The sequence below is a fragment of the Kitasatospora sp. NPDC017646 genome, from assembly GCF_044329365.1.
Lineage (GTDB): Bacteria > Actinomycetota > Actinomycetes > Streptomycetales > Streptomycetaceae > Kitasatospora.
In genome coordinates this window covers 259532-275752 of the sequence record NZ_JBIRJC010000008.1, presented here as the reverse complement: position 1 = coordinate 275752, position 16221 = coordinate 259532, and the positions used below count along the sequence as shown (strand labels likewise).

Below are 16221 nucleotides of genomic sequence, written 5' to 3'. Positions count from 1 at the left end.
CTACGCGGGCTCGAGCCCCTCGGCCGCGCGCACCGCGTCCCGGTAGCCGCGCGCGGCCGAGCGCAGCGCCGCGTCCACGTCCACCCCGGCGTCGTGCGCCCGCTGCGCCACCGCGAGCAGCAGCCGGCCCGCCGACTCCGCGGTCAGCTCGGCCGGCAGCTCGTACGGCTCGTCCGGCACCTCCGTGAAGCCCGCCCGGCGCACCCGGGACACCAGCTTCGCCGCGTACGCCAGCGCGGGCAGACCGGCCGGCACGCCGTCCAGGACGGACTCCCGGTCCGCCTTCTCGGCCGCCTTCAGCTGCTCCCAGTTGGCCTCCACCTCGGCGGCGCCCCCGGCCTCGACGTCCCCGAAGACGTGCGGGTGCCGGTACACCAGCTTGTCCACGATGTCCCCGGCCACGTCGTCGATGGTGAACGGCCCGGTGGGGTGCTCCTCGGCGATCCGGGAGTGGAAGAACACCTGGAGCAGCACGTCGCCCAGCTCCTCGCGCAGCGTGTCCCGGTCCCCCTCCTCGATCGCCTCGACCAGCTCGTAGGCCTCCTCGACCAGGTACTTCACCAGGCTCTCGTGGGTCTGCTCGGCGTCCCACGGGCAGCCGCCGGGCGAGCGCAGCCGGTCCATCACCGAGGCGAGGTCCAGCAGCCGCGCCCCTGGCAGGTCGTAGGAGCCCGGCAACACCTCGATCTCCGGCACCTCGCCGGCGTGCTCCACCGCGAGGCGGGCCAGCGCGTCCGTCAGCCCCGGGTCCCCGTCCGGACCGCCCAGCCACACCGTCGGCCCGGCCCCGGCCGGCTGCCCGGTCAGCAGCCGCGCCAGGGCCGGCGCCGACCCGGCCGGCACCGCCTCGACCGTCACCCCGGCCTGCCGCACCGCCGCCACCTGCGGATGCGCCTCGTCGGCCACCAGCACCCGCCCCGCGGAGCGCAGCGCCTCCCAGGCCGGCCACGCCAGCAGCCCGGGGGCCACCCGGTGGGTGGTGGTGAGCAGGATCAGCTTCGCGCCCGGAGCGTTCGCCGGCACAGCATTCGTCGTCACACCTCGAACCTACCCGCCGCGACCGTGCCCGGCCCTGCCGATCCCGGTACGGCAACGGCGGCCCCGGGCCGCAGCCCCGGACCGCCGCTCCGACGGGTGCTACTTCCTGGCCCCCGCCAGGTCGTCGAACATCGCCGACAGGAACTCGGTGCACCAGCCCAGCAGCTCCCGGCCGACCAGCGGCTTGCCGCCGATCCGGCCGGTGCTCGGCCGCGGCACCAGCAGCTGCTGGGCCGCCGCCTTGACCTGGCTGCGCGGGTAGAGCCGGTTCAGCCGCAGCTGCTGGGACTCCCGCAGCTCCACCGGGCCGAAGCGGACGTTCGGGCCCTGGAGGGTGATGTCCGAGATCCCGCACCGCCGGGCGTACAGCCGCAGTGCGGCGACCAGCAGCAGGTTCTCCACCGGCTCGGGCAGCTTCCCGTAGCGGTCCACGAGTTCGTCCCGGACCTGCTGGATGTCCGCCTCCGAGTTGACCGCCGCGATCGAACGGTAGGCCTGCAGCCGCAGCCGCTCACCGGGCGCGTAGTCGTGCGGCACGTGGGCGTCGACCGGCAGCTCGATCTTCACCTCCAGCGGCTCCTCCTCCGGCTCCGCGCCGCCGTTGGCCAGCGACTCGCGGAACTCGGCCACCGCCTCGCCGACCATCCGCATGTAGAGGTCGAAGCCGACCCCCGCGATGTGCCCGGACTGCTCGCCGCCGAGCAGGTTGCCGGCGCCGCGGATCTCCAGGTCCTTCATCGCGACGTACATGCCGGCGCCCATCTCGGTGTGCTGGGCGATGGTGGCCAGGCGCTCGTGCGCGGTCTCGGTGAGCGGCTTCTCCGGCGGGTACAGCATGTACGCGTAGCCGCGCTCGCGGCCGCGGCCGACCCGGCCGCGCAGCTGGTGCAGCTGGGAGAGGCCGAAGGTGTCGCCGCGCTCGACGATCAGGGTGTTGGCGTTGGAGATGTCGATGCCGGACTCGACGATCGTGGTCGACACCAGGACGTCGAACTCCTTCTCCCAGAAGTCGACGACGACCTTCTCCAGCTGGGTCTCCCCCATCTGCCCGTGCGCGGTGGCGATCCGCGCCTCGGGCACCAGGTCCTTCAGCCGGGCGGCCGCCTTGTCGATCGACTCCACCCGGTTGTGGATGTAGAACACCTGGCCCTCGCGCAGGAGTTCACGCCGGATCGCGGCCGAGATCTGCTTCTCGTCGTACGGCCCGACGAAGGTCAGCACCGGGTGCCGCTCCTCCGGCGGGGTGGTGATGGTGGACATCTCGCGGATGCCGGTGACCGCCATCTCCAGGGTGCGCGGGATCGGGGTCGCGGACATGGTGAGCACGTCCACGTTGGCGCGCAGCTTCTTCAGCTGCTCCTTGTGCTCGACGCCGAAACGCTGCTCCTCGTCGACGATGACCAGGCCCAGGTCCTTGAACCTGGTCTCGGAGGAGAACAGCCGGTGGGTACCGATGACGACGTCCACCGAGCCCTCGAACAGCCCCTCCAGGACGGCCTTGGCCTCGCTGTCGGTCTGGAAGCGGGACAGCGCCTTCACGGTGACCGGGAAGTTGGCGTAGCGCTCGGCGAAGGTGGAGAAGTGCTGCTGGACCAGCAGCGTGGTCGGCACCAGCACCGCCACCTGCTTGCCGTCCTGCACCGCCTTGAACGCCGCACGGACCGCGATCTCGGTCTTGCCGTAACCGACGTCGCCGCAGATCAGCCGGTCCATCGGGACGGACTTCTCCATGTCCGACTTGACCTCGGCGATGGTGGTCAGCTGGTCCGGCGTCTCCGCGTACGGGAAGGCGTCCTCCAGCTCGCGCTGCCACGGGGTGTCCGGGCCGAAGGTGTGGCCCGGCGCGGCCATCCGCGCCGAGTACAGCCTGATCAGGTCGGCGGCGATCTCCTTGACCGCCTTCTTGGCCCGCTGCTTGGTCTTCGCCCAGTCCGCGCCGCCGAGCCGGTGCAGCGTCGGGGCCTCGCCGCCGACGTACTTGGTGACCTGGTCGAGCTGGTCGGTCGGCACGAACAGCCGGTCGCCGGGGTGGCCGCGCTTGGCGGGGGCGTACTCCAGCACCAGGTACTCGCGGGTGGCGCCCTGGACGGTGCGCTGCACCATCTCGACGTAGCGGCCGACGCCGTGCGCCTCGTGCACCACGTAGTCGCCGGCCACCAGGGCCAGCGGGTCGATCGCGTTGCGGCGCCGGGACGGCATCCGGCGCATGTCCTTGGTGGAGGACTTCTGGCCGGACAGGTCGGTCTCGGTGATGACGGTGAGCTTGAGTGCCTCGTCGACGAAACCGTGCTCGATGGAGCCGCAGGAGACGTGGACGACGTCCCGGGTGGGCGCCTCGGCGAGGTCGGCGACCAGCCGCGCCGGGATGCCCTCGTTGCCGAGCACCTCGGCCAGGCGGGAGGCGGGCCCGTGCCCCTCCGTCACCATGACGACCCGCCAGTCGGCGGCCAGCCGCTCCTTGGCGTCGGCGATCGCCCGGGCGGTGTCGCCCCGGTAGGCCTCGACGGCGTGCATCCCGAGGGTCAGCGTGTTGGCGTCGAATTCGAGGATGGTGTCGACCGAGGACTCGCTGGTCGCGAACGGGCTGACGGACCACCAGGGCAGTCCGATCTCGGCGGCGTGCTCGCGCACCTCGGCGAGCGAGCGCAGCGAGGCGGCGGAGACGTCGATGGTCTCCAGGTCGATCGGCCGGTCGCCGCCGGCCGCCGCGGCGACCCAGGAGGCCTGGAGGAACTCCTGGCTGGTGGCCACCAGGTCGGCGGCCCGGGTGCGGACCCGCTCGGGGTCGCAGACCACCGCGACCGAGCCGAGCGGCAGCACGTCGAGCAGCAGCTCCATGTCGTCCACCAGCACCGGCGCCAGCGACTCCATGCCCTCGACCGCGATGCCCTCGGCGATCTTGTCCAGGATCTCGGCCAACCCGGGCTGCTCGGCGGACAGTTCGGCGGCCCGGGCGCGCACCTCGTCGGTCAGCAGCAGTTCACGGCAGGGCGGGGCCCACAGGCCGTGCTCGGCGACCTCCAGCGAGCGCTGGTCGGCGACCTTGAAGTAGCGGATCTCCTCGACGTCGTCGCCCCAGAACTCCACCCGCAGCGGGTGCTCCTCGGTCGGCGGGAAGACGTCCAGGATGCCGCCGCGCACGGCGAACTCGCCGCGCTTCTCGACCAGTTCGACCCGCGCGTAGGCGGCCGCGGCGAGCCGGCGGGCCACCTCCTCCAGGTCGTGTGACTCCCCGCGCCGCACGGCCACCGGCTCCAGCTCGGCCAGCCCCTTGACCTGCGGCTGGAGCACCGAACGGACCGGGGCGACGATCACCTGCACCGGCCCGGCCGCCGGGTCGTCGGCCCGCGGGTGCACGATCCGGCGCAGCACGGCCAGCCGGCGGCCGACGGTGTCCGAACGGGGCGACAGCCGCTCGTGCGGCAGGGTCTCCCAGGCCGGGTACTCGGCGACCGCGTCGGGGGGCAGCAGCGAGCGCAGCGAGGCGGCCAGGTCCTCCGCCTCCCGGCCGGTGGCGGTGACGGCGAGCACCGGGCGGCCCCGGTCACCGGCGGCCCGCCCGGCCAGCGCGCGGGCCAGCGCGGCGATCGCGAACGGCCGGGCGGCGGGCGGTCCGACCAGGTCCAGGTGGCGGCGGCCGCCGGCCGCGGCTCCGGTGGCGGTGGCCGCCTCGATCGCCTCGGCGAGCGCCGCGTCCCGCGCGACGACATCGAGAAGTCCGGTCAGGCTCATCTGGGTCTCTTCTTCGTCCCGTGGCTGGTGCTGCCTCCGGGCGGCGAGGAGCCCGCCGGGGCAACGCGAACGGCCCGGCACGCCGAGCGGCCGGGGGTCTCCAGCCTACGCCGCGGCGCGGACGGGCACGCGGCGTACGAGCCCGGCGGGACCGCGCCGTCAGGGCGCCGGACCTCGCGGGGGACGAACCGGCGGGCGTACCCGGCGCACTGTCAGGGACACGACCGCAGACGAACCACTGGACGGAACACCGGCCGACCGGTGGGCGAACGGGCCGGGCACCGGGCCGGGCCGGGCTCCGCCTTCCGCCACGAACTGGACATACTCCGGTCACTGGCCGTCCATGGAGATCGCGCACCATGGTGAACGTGCCCGTCGCACCCAACCGTGGGGGATGGCTGTGGCGGCACCGTCGCACCCCCGATGGGGGTCGGAGGTGCGAGGCCGGGCGACCCTGGGTGGGGGCGCCCGCCCAAGCGCCGGGAACCGTGGTGCCCTTTCCTGGAGGGCGCCACGGGTCTCGGCCTCTTCGCTTCGTCCACCCGCTCCGCGCGCCACGCCGGACGTCCGCACCCGTCCGGTCGGCGGGCACGGCTCGCGGCCGGCCGCTAGCGGCGGCGGTAGGTCACCGTGTTGGGGGCCGCGTAGCCGGCGCCGTCGTCCACGATGATGATCTTCGGGACGATCCGGGTCTCCTCGGCGCCGTCCGCACCGGCCCCGCCCCCCGCGTCGTCCCGCTCGACCGCCGACGGGGGCGGCCCGGCCGGCTTCGGCGGCACCGAGGCCGGGACGACCGGACCGGTCACCACCTCCGTGTCCTCGGTGTCCCTGGCGTCGGCGACCCTGGAGAGGGCCGAGCAGCCGCCGACCACCGGCGGCCGCCCCGCCGTCGTCTTCTGCTGCTGCTCCGGGGCGTCCGCCTCGGTCCCGGCCGACGCCGCCTTCCGCAGGTCCGCCACCGGGATCTCCCCGGTGTCCGCCTCGGAGTCCACCGGCGCCACGTCGGCCGCCGCGTCCACCGGCGCCACATCGGCCGCCGCGTCCACCGGCGCCACATCGGCCGCCGCGTCCACCGGCGCCACATCGGCCGCCGCGTCCACCGGGGCCGCGTCGGCCCCGGCGGCGGCGAGCACCTCGGGCTCGATCTGCCCGACCGCCGCGCCGGTGAGCGAGGCCAGGGTGGCCTTGATGTGGTCCAGGTGCTGCTGCACGGTCTCCAGCCGGGCGTCGAACGCGCGCTGCTCGCGCTCGCTCTCCGCGTTGATCTCCTCGGCCTCCCGGCGGGCCCGCTCGATCAGCTGGTCGGCCTTGGCCTGGGCGTCCGTCTCCAACTGCTTGATCCGGTTCAGCACGGTCTCGCGGTGCTGCTCGGCCTCCTTGACCCGGCGCTCGGCGGTCGCGGAGACCTCGGCTTCCTCGGCGTCGGCCTTGGCCTGGGCCGCGGCGAAGGCCTCGTCGGCCTGGCGCCGCTTGGCGGCCAGCTCGGCCGCGGCGTGCTCGCCGGCCTCGGCGGCGGCCACCCGGACCTTGGCGGCGTAGGCGGTGGCGCCGTCGCGGGCGGCGCGGCTCTCCCGGTCGGCGTCGGCGCGGATGCCCTCGGCCTCGGCACGGGTGCGCTCGTCGGTGCGGCGGGCGGCCGCGTCGGCCTCGGCGCGGAGGGTGGCGGAGTACTCCTCGGCCGCCTTGGCGAGCGCCTGCCCCTGCTCGTACACCTCGTCGCGTAGGTCCTCGGCGAAGCGCTCGGCCTTCTCCTTGACGGCGCGGGCCTCGTTCCGGGCCATCTCGGCCAGCCCGGCGGCCTGCTCGCTGAGCACCTGGTAGTCCGGCTCCGGGGCCTCCTCGGCGGCGCGGCGGATGGCCTCCAGCCGGGTCTCCATCTGCCGGATCCCGGCTCCCAGGACGCTCAACCGTTCCCACGCCTCGTCGCGCTGGGCGGTCAGGGCGACGAGCGCCCGGTCGACCTGCTCGGGCGCGTAACCGCGCCGGGCCTGGGTGAAGCCGTACTGGGGGACGGCGTCGCTCATGGGCTCTTCCCCTCGTTTCGCGGGCTGCGGAGCCCATGATCGGACGGAACGGCCGGATCCGGAACCGGTTGGGAGACCGGGGCCGGATTCGACCGTCGTGCGGACCGGAATACGTCGAGGACCGGACGGATAGACCCATCCTCTTGACCTATTTTGCGCAGATCCGGACGAAACCCCAACGAGGCACAGCTGCCGGGACGTGCCGGAGGGGTCGTTCCGGACACCGGGACGACCCCTCCCCACCTGCGAGGATCCGCGACGGTCCGCTACAGCAGACCGTCCCAGAACTGCTCCAGCAGCACGGCCCACCAGGTGTCCGTGGACTGCAGGGCCGCCGGGTCGATCGCGGCGAGCTCCGCCTGGAAGTCGGTCGTCCAGCGACCGGCCTGCTCCGGCGTCAGCCCGTACCGCAGCCGCCACATCCGGCCCAACAGGGCCAGCGAGCGGACGAACTCCGGTACACCGGTGTTGACGAAGCGCGGCGGCTGGCCGGTTCCGTCGACGTCCACGGCGACCACGTTCGCGGTGCCGTACTGGACGCACAGCTGACGGCCGTAGTCGTTGCCGAGCACCAGGTAGCCGCCGAAGTCCGCGGCCGCGGGCAGGCCGCGCTCGGCGGCCAGCTCGGCCAGCGTCGGGATCGGCCGGCCCTCCTGCGCCTGGGCCCAGAAGAACGGCCCGAAGTCGCGCGGCAGCCCGGCCCACATCAGGGTCTGCGACACCGGCTCGGGCACGCCCTGACGGGAGACGGCGCGCTGCTCGTAGCGGAACAGGTTCTGCCCGAAGGCCGTCCCAAGCTCCTGGGCGAGCTGCTGGGGCGGCAGCGGGGGCAGCGGCTGGACCGACCCGGGCGCGGGCAGCGGGGCCCGGAACGGGCGGACCCGCTGGGCACCGGAGGCCAGCTGGTGCAGCTCGTCCAGGTGGTCCAGGAGCTCGGCCATCCCGGCCTGCCGGGAGGCGTGGTCACAGCCGTACGGGGCGGTGTGGGTCAGCCGCACGTTCGGCCAGGAAGCCGCGATCATGCGGTTGCAGTAGCCGCCGGGCAGATCGCAGGACTCCAGCTCGGTGTAGAGCTCCAGCACCTGCTCCGCGGGGACGTTCAACCGGCGCAGGTCCTGGAGGATCTTCCACTCCGGGTGCGGGGTGCCGGGCTCGCTGCGGTGCAGCAGCTTCTGTTCCGAGCCGTCCGGGCCCCGGTAGCTGAGCGCGGCGAAGTAGCCCGGGCCCACCGCGGGCACCCCGGGCGGCACCGGCGCGCCCGGCGGCGGGCCGGTGACCGGGGTCGGCGGGACGACGCCGGGCGCGGCGCCCGCGTTCGGGTAGCCGTACCCGGCCGCGGGCGCGGCGGGGGCGGCCGGTCCGCCGGGCGGCGGCGGGACGGCGGGGCCGCCGGACGGCGGGGTGCCCGGGTCCGCCGGTCCGCCGAGCAGTGCCGGGTCGATCGCACCGGCCAGCTGGGTCGCCTCGTACGCCACCCCGGCGGGCGGGGCGGGCGCGCCCTGCGGGGCCGGAGCCGGGGCCGCACCGGCACGCAGGCCCGCCGGGGGCGGGGGCGGCGGGGTCGAACCGGCCGCACGGCCGCCGGGGCCGGAGGCGGGCACGCCGGAGCCCGGCGCGTGCCGCAGCTCGGCGGGCGGGGGCGGCGGCGGGGCGGACCCGCCGGTACGGCCCAGCCCGCCCGCGCCGGACGAACCGGACGGGCCGGCCGCACCACCGCGCAGCGCACCCGGCGGGGGCGGCGGCGGGGCCGAGCCCGGGCCACGGCCGAGGCCGCCCTGGGCCGCGGCGACGGGCGGGGCGGCGGGGCCGGGGGCGCCGGGCAGGCCGGCCAGCCCGCCGGCCGAGGCGAGCATGGTGGGCGCCTGCTCCACCGGGGCTCCGCCGACCGGCGGGGCGGGCGGGGTGCCGGGCGTGGCGAGCATGGTGGGCGCCTGCTCCACCGGAGCGCCGGGCGGGGCCGCCGGGGCACCCGGCAGGCCCATCAGGCCGGGCATGGCGTCCGGCGACGCGAGCAGCGTCGGCGCCGGTTCGACGGCCGCGGCGGGTGCCGGGGCCGGCGGGGCGGCGGGCGGCGCGGTCGGGGGCTGGGCGGTCGGGGGCTGGGTGCTCGGGGGCTGGGCGCCGACCGGCGGGACCGGGGGCATGCCGTAGCCACCGCTACCCGGGGGCATCAGCATGGTCGCGGCCTCGGCCCCGGCGGGGGCGGGCGCGTCGGGCAGGTCCGAACCGGAGGTGCGCAGGCCCTCCGGCATCAGGACGGTCGCCGCCTCGGCACCGGCCGGGGCGGCCGGCGGCACGGGGGCGGCCGGCGGGTTCGACGCGACCGGCGGCACCGGCGCGGCGACCGGCGGCCGCGGAGCGCCGAGCGGCTCCTCGCCGGGCGGCGGGGCCAGCATGGTCGGCGCGTCCCCGGCGGGGCGGTCGGAGACCGGCGGTTCGGTCAGCACGGCGGGCGCGGGCGGCGCCGCGGCCGCGTGCGGCACCGGAGGGACGGGCGCGGGCGGCACCGGAGGGACGGGCGCGGGCGGCACCGGCGCGGGCCGCTCGCCGGCGGTCACCGGAGCAACCGGAGCGGGAACCGCGGCAGGCGGAGCCTGGGCAGCGCCGCCGCCCAGCTTCTCCGCCTCCGCCGCGATCGCCGCCGCCCCCGCCTCCTGCAGCCACTGCGGCGGGCTGAGCAGGAAGGAGGTGGCCTCCACCGGCCCCGGCGCGGGCTTCGCCGCGCCGACCGGGTTGGCCGCGACCGGCCGCCCGTACACCTCCTCGTACTGCCGGACCACCTCGTTGACGGGCAGCGCGGGCCACAGCGTGCTGGCACCCGAGTCGCGGGCGATCACCAGCCGCGCCTCACCCGAACCGGAGCCCGAGCCCGACCCACCGTCGGCACCGGCACCGGCGGGACCGGCCGCCGCCTCCGCGGGCGACACCGCCCAGCAGACGAAGCCCAGGTCGAACTCCCGGACCCGCACCTCGCGCTGCTGCGCGTGCGGCACGCCGCCGTTGATCCACTCCTCGGCGAGCTCCTGCGCCTGCGCGTACGTCACCACGCCCGGTTCACCCCTGTCCCCGTCGTCCCCACTCGTTCCCTCAACGCCGTTCCCGCGGTCACGTCAGTCCACCGGGACGGCCCGGGCGAACCCGCCGTCCACCATCAGCTCCGCGACCGTCTCCAGCTCCGGCGGGCTGCCGGCCAGCCGCAGCAGGAAGGCGTCGAAGTCGTCCCCGCAGGGCAGCAGCAGCCGGGCGCAGCGCTCCTCCGGGGCCTCCGGCGCGCCGGAGTCGCGGGCGTCGTCGTACAGGTGGAACCAGACCGAGCCGGTCCGCTCGCCGCGCACCTTGAGCGCGATGATGCCGCCCTGCGCGTAGGCGATGCCCAGGTAGTCCTTGGTGAGGTGGTCGCGCAGGCACTTGTTGGCGTACACGACGTCCTCGGTGCCGTACTCCTCGGTGAGGGTGAGGAACGGCTGGTCGAGCAGCATGCCGAGCTCGGTGTCCAGCGCCACGCCGACCGGGCCGCGGCCGCCGCCCAGCTTGAGGAAGGTGCGGTAGGCGCCGGGCAGCCGGTAGCCGAGGCGCTCCTCGGCGCGCTGCACCAGGTCCTCGGGGACGCCGATCGGGTCCGCGCCGTCCTTGGCCAGCGAGAAGTGGACGGGCCGGCGCTCCTGGAGCGGGCGGGTGCCGCGGCGGGAGTGGTCGGCGGGCGAGGTGGCCAGGCCGCCGTGGTGCCGCAGCAGGGCCTTGACCTCGACCGGGACGAGCTCCATCCGGCGCCAGCCGGGGGCGGCCCGGCCGACCGCGTGGTGCCAGGTCCAGCCGGGCGGGGTCGCCACGGCGGTCTCCAGGTCGGCCCAGAGCGGGTGGCCCTGGGTGAACAGCGCGACGTTGGCCGAGACGTAGTCGGTCAGCCGCAGTTCGTCCACGCCGAAGCCCTCCGGCGGGTCGGCGACCTCGGCCGCCGCGGCGGCGTACGGGCCGAAGTCCGGGTAGCCGGACTCGTCCACCCGGACCCCGGCCGGGTGCCGCTCCGCGCGGACCGGGTCCGGGAACTGCACCACCTGACCTGCGTACGCCGCGTTCGGTGCGGCGGCGACGCCGGGCCGACCTGTCGTCATCTGGGAGCCCCCACTGGCTGCTGCAAATTCTTCGGTGCGCTTGCTGGGCACCAGCCTATTGGTTCACCCGCCCGCCCGATCCCCCGCGTCCAGGGCCCGTTCCAACACCTCCACGACCCGCAGCTGCTGTGCCTCCGTGAGGTGCGGGTGCAGCGGCAGGCTGAGCAGTTCCCGGGCGGCCCGCTCGGCGACCGGGAAGGAGCCCTCGCGGTGGCCGAGCCGGCGCAGCGCCGGCTGCAGGTGCACCGGGACGGGGTAGTGCACCCCCGCGCCGATCCCGGCGGCGTGCAGCGCGGCGAGCACGGCGTCACGGCCGCGGGCGATCCGCACCGGGTAGAGGTGGCGGACGTGCTCGTTGCCCGGTGCGGTGCCCGGCCGTACGACCCCCTCCACCCCGTCGAGCAGCGCGTCGTAGCGGGCCGCGGCGGCGCGGCGGGCGGCGTTCCAGTCGGGCAGCCGGCGCAGCTTGGCCCGCAGCACCACGGCTTGCAGGGCGTCCATCCGGGAGTTGAAGCCGAACCGCTCGTGCCGGTACTTGTCGCGCGCGCCGTGGTCACCGATCAGCCGTACGGCGCCGGCGAGTTCCGCGTCGTCGGTGAGCACCGCCCCGGCGTCGCCGTAGCCGCCGAGGTTCTTGCCCGGGTAGAAGCTGGTCGCCGCGATCCGCCCGTACGCACCGCGCCCGTTGCGCCGGGCGCCCTGGGACTGCGCCGCGTCCTCCACCACGGGACGGCCGTCGGCCAGTTCCAGCAGCGCCTCCATCGGCGCGAACTGGCCGAACAGGTGCACGGGCAGCAGCGCCACCGCGCCGGGCAGCGCGTCGGCGGCCCGCTCCGGATCGATCAGCAGGTGCTCGGGGTCGACGTCGACCGGCACCGGGCGCAGCCCGGCCCGCAGCACCGCCTCGGCGGTGGCGACGAAGGTGTTGGCGGGCAGCACCACCGCGCCGCCGGGCGGCAGGTCCAGGGCGCGCAGGGCCAGTTCCAGGGCGTCGGTGCCGTTGGCGGCGCCCACGCAGTGCCGTACCCCCACGAAGGATGCGTACTCCCGTTCGAAGGCGGCCACTTCGGGGCCCTTGACGAAGGCGCCGCTCGCCAGCACCCGGTCGAAGCCGGCCCGCACCTCGGCCTCGACCTCGGCGTGCGCGGCCGCCAGGTCGACCAGGGGGATCGCCCCGGTCACCGGACGGCCTCCCGGTCGCCGACGCCCACCGGCACGGTGATGCCGCCGAGTTCGAGGCTGAGCGAGGCCGCCTCCAGCAGTTCCAGGACCCGCACCCCGGCCCGTCCGTCGGTGAGCGGGGGCCGGCCCTCGACGATGGCGGCGGCGAACTCGGCCATCACGTTGCGCAGCGCCTCCTGTTCGACCAGCGCGGGCGCGACCATCTCGCCGACCCGGTAGGAGATCAGCGCCCGGTGCCGGACGGCGTCGGTCAGCTGGTCGGGCGGGGTGAGGTCGACCCCGCGGTCGTGGACGGCCAGCCGGGCCTGCGGGTTGAGGTCGTCCCAGACCAGGGTGCGCCGGGAGCCGCCGATCAGCGTGGTGCGGACCTTCGTCGGGGAGAGCCAGTTGACGTGGCAGTGCGCCAGCGCGCCGTTGCTGAGCCGGACCGTCAGGTACGCGACGCAGGCGCGGCCGGCCCCGATCGGGTCGGCGCCCTGGGCGGACACCCCGACCGGGACGACCCCGGGCGGCAGCACGAAGTCCAGGATCGCCAGGTCGTGCGGGGCGAGGTCCCACAGCACGTCGACGTCCGGCTGCACCAGGCCGAGGTTGATCCGCACCGAGTCGAAGAACTGGACGTCCCCGATCTCCCCGCCCTGCACCAGCTCGCGGATCCGGCGGACCGCAGGGGTGTAGCAGAAGGTGTGGTCGCACATCAGCACCAACCCGCCGCGCTCGGCCAGTTCGACCAGCTCGGCGGCCTCGGCGGCGGAGGTGGTGATCGGCTTCTCCACCAGCACGTGCTTGCCCGCCTCCAGCGCGGCCCGCACCAGCGGGTAGTGGGAGCCCGCCGGGGTGGCCACCGCGACCGCGTCGACCCGCTCGTCCGCCAGCACCCGTTCGTACCGGCCGCTCGCTCCGACGGTGCTGTACTCCCCCAGCACGGTACGGGCCTTGGCCTCGTCCAGGTCGCACAGCCAGTGCAGCCGCAGCGCCGGGGTTTGCTGGGCGTTGCGGACCAGCTTCGGCCCCCAGTAGCCGGCCCCGACCACCGCGAGGCCCACCGGCCGCTCCGGCACCGGCCGGGGCGGCTCGCCCGGGGTGGGCACGTGCCCGCCGGGCGCCTGGTTGGCGGCCTCGGCCGTCCACTGCTGCGACGTCATCGCTCGGGCCCCCTTCACGGGAGGGTCCGGCGGGACCCCCCACGGCTCCGGCGCCGGGACGGGCCCGCGCCCGCTCCGGCGGCCTCAACGTCCGGCGCGGGCAGCTGACCCGGCCCGGTCGGCACCCGTCCCGGTGACCGTCCGCACGGCCGTCCGCGCCCCTCGGCTCGCTGCCGGAACGGTACCGGCCGGGGACCGGGGGCGGGGGCGGTTCCGGTGGATCGGTGGACAAGTCATGACGAGGCTGTGCGGACCGGGCCCGGGTGCGGCCAGGATGCGGTGGGGCGCGGGCGCGATCCGCCGGGAACCGCACGGGTGTTCGCCCGGCCCGCACCCCGGTTGTGCGGTTGTCGGTGTCGAATGACAGGCTTGCCCCGGACCCCACGGGGACCGACAGGAACCGGACCGCCAGGAACGAGGAGGAGGGCACCGCATGACCACCGGTGAGCCGGCGGGCCCGCCCGTGCTGCGCCACCACCGCGACAGCCTGCTGCCCGCCGTCGCCGCCGCGCTGTCGCTCAAGGGCGGCGAGGTGCACACCCTGGCCGGCGACAAGGACGACCGGCGCCCGGTCCTGCACCCGCTGGTCGGCGAGTTCCTGGACGCCCTGCCGGCCGAGGCCCGCGAGCGGTTCACCGGCCGCTGCCCGGAGGCCGTCCTGCTCTCCCAGTACCTGACCACGGTCGACGGGAAGCGCTCCAAGCGCGCCGCCCGCAAGCCGATGAGCCTGCACGAGGCCCGCAAGGCGCTCAAGGGGGCCCGGATGACGACCCTCCGGATCCGCGAGGAGGGCGATCCGGCGCACGGCACCCACGCCCCGCCGTGCCGCTCCTGCGCCCCGATGCTGGAGCACTTCACCGTGCTGAGCGTCGCCGTCGGGCCGCCGGCGCGCTGAGCCGTCCGCACGCCGGACGCCCGCCCCCGCAGCCCCTCGTACGCCCCCCGTCCCCGAGCCCTCGGAGCACGCCCTGAATCCGCCCAGCCCGCCCCCGCCCGCACCGGCCACGCTCGCCCCGGGCACCCCGCCCGCGGTCGGCGGCGGGCGGACCCGCCCGCGCTTCCCCGCCGACGTCGCCGCCGAGCTCAAGGCCTCCGGCTGGCACCCCGGCCGCTGGCAGATCCGGCAGGCCGAGGAGTGGGCCGACACCCTGACCGGGTACGGCGGTCCCGGCGGCGTCCCGCACGCGGTGTTCCCGGCGGCCGTGGAGGCCTGGGCCGAGTTCGGCGGCCTCGCCTTCGACCTGTCCGGCCCGGGCCGCCAACTGGCCCGCACGCCCTTCCTGATCGACCCGATGTGCGGCCTGCACCAGCCGCGCACCCTGTTCGACCTCGGCCGGGCGCTGGGCACCCAGCTCGCCCCGCTCGGCGAGGAGGCGTACGGCCAGGCACTGCTGGCGGTCGACGAGGAGGGCCGGGTCTACAGCCTGGACCACACCGGCGAGTGGTTCCTCGGCCACGGCATCGACCAGGCGATCAACACCCTCGTCCTGGGCACCGCCCCGGAACGGCTGCGAACCGCCGAGGAGTACGGCTAGCCGCTCGGCCGGGGAGTACGGCGGGCCACCCAGCCGGGGGCACCTCCGGCCGCACCGCCGAGCCGGCCGTTCAGCCGAGCCGGTCGCTCCGGACGGCCAGTCGGGACGGCAGCACCGCCTCCACCCGGAACCCGCCGTCCGCCTCCGGCCCGGCCGAGAAGGTGCCGCCCAGCGCGATCACCCGCTCCCGCATCCCGACCAGCCCGTTACCGCCGCTGGGCAGCTGCGCCGCGCCCCGGTCCCCGCCCGGGCAGGCGTTCACCACGCCCACCCGCACCCCGTTGGGCGCGTACGCCAGCAGCACCGACACCTGGGCGCCGCCCGCGTGCTTGTGGGCGTTGGTCAGTCCCTCCTGGACGAGCCGGTAGGCGGTCTGCTCGGCCTCGCCGGTGAACTCCTGCCGGCTGCCGCTGACCGTGAGCGTCACCGCCATCCCGGCCGCCCGGGACTGGTCCACCAGCCGGGGCAGCCCGGCCAGTGAGTCCGGCTCCGGCTGCCGCTCGTCGTCCATCCGCAGCACACCGAGGATCTCGCGCAGCTCGTTGAGCGCCTGCCGCCCCACCTCGCCCATCAGTCTGGCGCTCTGCGCGGCCTTCTCCGGGTCCTTGCCGGCTATTCGCTCCAGCGCCCCGGCGTGCACCACCATCAGCGAGACCCGGTGCGCCACCACGTCGTGCATCTCCCTGGCGATCCGGGTGCGCTCCTCCAGCCGGGCCCGGCGGGCGCGCTCCTGGGCCTGCTCGGCCAGCAGGTCCAGCTCGGTCTCCAGGCCGTGCGCGCGGTCCTTGAGCGACTCGATCAGCCGCCGCCGCGCGCCCACGTACAGGCCGGTCACCACCGGGGCGACGGTCAGCCCGACCGCCACCAGCAGCGAGAACAGGATCTGGATCCACAGCGGCGGCTGCTCCACCGGGGAGTCGCCCGGCAGGATCAGCGTCACCGCGATCACGGCCGCCGCCTCGGCGAAGGCCAGCCCGGCCAGCGCCACCACCCGGCGGCGCCGGGAGGGCCACTCCCAGGTCTCCGCCAGCGTGTACAGCGACACCACCAGCAGCACCACGCCCAGCATCCCGGGCGTCACCAGCAGGGTCGCCAGCACCGGTACGGCCGGCCAGCGCCGGCGCACCACCAGCGAACCGCCCGCCAGCGTGCCGAGCACCGCGATCCCGACCGCGCCCGCGAGGCTCACGTGGATCCGGGCGGAGAGGAAGGCGATCGTGCTGGCCGAGCACTCGACCGCGGCGAGCAGCGCCAGCCCGACGTCGAGGAGGGCGCTGCGCCGCCGCTTCCACCACCAGAACGACCGGACCGGCACGCGCTCCCCAGGCGACTTGCTCATGCCCCAAAGATTAAGCGGCAACCCCTGCCCTTCCCCACCGGGATTGCCCGGTACGCCCCCGGCACCCCCAGAGTGGTCCAGACCACAGGTGGTTTTCGGCAGCCCTGTCCGCCA

10 protein-coding genes are annotated in these 16221 nt (G+C 75.8%); 2 read left to right on the top strand and 8 right to left on the bottom strand.

Annotated elements, in window-relative coordinates:
• From ACH4J0_RS16090 to ACH4J0_RS16060, 7 genes are all read right to left on the bottom strand, one after another.
• Complete coding sequence (locus ACH4J0_RS16090; RefSeq protein ID WP_396240421.1) at positions 1 to 1038, bottom strand: MazG family protein; 1038 nt, start codon at positions 1036 to 1038, stop codon at positions 1 to 3.
• 99 nt (positions 1039 to 1137) lie between these two features.
• On the bottom strand, positions 1138 to 4770 hold the full coding sequence (gene mfd, locus ACH4J0_RS16085) for a transcription-repair coupling factor (RefSeq protein ID WP_396240419.1): 3633 nt from the start codon (positions 4768 to 4770) through the stop codon (positions 1138 to 1140).
• A 608-nt stretch (positions 4771 to 5378) separates the two neighbouring features.
• Positions 5379 to 6794, bottom strand: coding sequence for a hypothetical protein (locus ACH4J0_RS16080; protein WP_396240417.1), 1416 nt, complete (start codon positions 6792 to 6794; stop codon positions 5379 to 5381).
• 266 nt (positions 6795 to 7060) lie between these two features.
• Positions 7061 to 9841 (bottom strand): SUKH-4 family immunity protein, encoded by a 2781-nt coding sequence (locus tag ACH4J0_RS16075; RefSeq protein ID WP_396240415.1) that lies wholly within the window; start codon positions 9839 to 9841, stop codon positions 7061 to 7063.
• Positions 9842 to 9904: 63 nt separating this feature from the next.
• Complete coding sequence (locus ACH4J0_RS16070; protein ID WP_396240413.1) at positions 9905 to 10906, bottom strand: SMI1/KNR4 family protein; 1002 nt, start codon at positions 10904 to 10906, stop codon at positions 9905 to 9907.
• A gap of 63 nt (positions 10907 to 10969) precedes the next feature.
• Positions 10970 to 12088: a DegT/DnrJ/EryC1/StrS family aminotransferase gene (locus ACH4J0_RS16065; RefSeq protein ID WP_396240411.1), complete on the bottom strand. Its 1119-nt coding sequence runs from the start codon at positions 12086 to 12088 to the stop codon at positions 10970 to 10972.
• A complete protein-coding gene (locus ACH4J0_RS16060) occupies positions 12085 to 13233 on the bottom strand; it encodes a Gfo/Idh/MocA family protein (RefSeq protein WP_396240409.1) in 1149 nt (382 codons plus the stop codon). The genes ACH4J0_RS16065 and ACH4J0_RS16060 overlap by 4 nt, the downstream gene beginning before the upstream one ends.
• Before the next feature lie 433 nt (positions 13234 to 13666).
• Between ACH4J0_RS16060 and ACH4J0_RS16055 the strand changes: the two genes are divergently transcribed.
• Positions 13667 to 14128 carry a YwqJ-related putative deaminase gene (locus tag ACH4J0_RS16055; protein ID WP_396240407.1) on the top strand — a complete coding sequence of 154 codons (462 nt, stop codon included), beginning with the start codon at positions 13667 to 13669 and terminating at the stop codon, positions 14126 to 14128.
• A 73-nt stretch (positions 14129 to 14201) separates the two neighbouring features.
• A complete protein-coding gene (locus ACH4J0_RS16050; RefSeq protein ID WP_396240459.1) occupies positions 14202 to 14768 on the top strand; it encodes an SUKH-3 domain-containing protein in 567 nt (188 codons plus the stop codon).
• 70 nt (positions 14769 to 14838) lie between these two features.
• Here ACH4J0_RS16050 and ACH4J0_RS16045 read toward each other — a convergent pair whose 3' ends face one another.
• Complete coding sequence (locus tag ACH4J0_RS16045) at positions 14839 to 16107, bottom strand: sensor histidine kinase (protein ID WP_396240405.1); 1269 nt, start codon at positions 16105 to 16107, stop codon at positions 14839 to 14841.
• Positions 16108 to 16221 lie beyond the last annotated feature (114 nt).